Here is a 406-nt window from a genome sequence, read left to right as displayed (position 1 = left end):
CAGTCCGCCGGTGGTGCCGCCGAGCGACACCGAGGTCACGCTCGCGCTCACCGTATCGGAAACATCTGCATCGTTCACCGTCAGCGTGCCGCTGGCGGTCAGGGGCGAATTGGTCTCGGTGAGCGACGCGGCGGCGCTGTCCGTGGTCACCAGATGGATGTCCGGCTTGTCGTTCGTGCCGGTGAACTGGATGGCGGCGGTGGCCCAGCTCAGCGTGCCGTTGCCGAGCTGGATGGCGTAGGTCACATAGTCGACAAGGACCTGTCCGGCGGCAAGCGACTGCAACAGTCCGTCGATGCTGGCCGTGCTGTAGTGGATCGTGCCGTCACTGGCTATCCAGATCTTGGCGCCCAGCTGGCTGGTGTCGGTGGTCCCGGCGGCTCCCGCGCTGTCGTTGGAGCTGGAG

Annotated in this window: 1 protein-coding gene; it reads right to left on the bottom strand. The window is 66.5% G+C overall.

Annotation, left to right across the window (positions count from 1 at the left end):
• Positions 1–406, bottom strand: a 406-nt coding sequence (locus EN780_RS38160) for a VCBS domain-containing protein (RefSeq protein ID WP_210215160.1), incomplete at both ends; no start/stop codon positions are given.

Source organism: Mesorhizobium sp. M4B.F.Ca.ET.089.01.1.1, from assembly GCF_004022605.1.
Taxonomy (GTDB): Bacteria; Pseudomonadota; Alphaproteobacteria; order Rhizobiales; family Rhizobiaceae; genus Mesorhizobium; species Mesorhizobium abyssinicae.
Note: the sequence above shows the minus strand (reverse complement) of the source record. Positions and strands in the feature narration are given on the sequence as shown.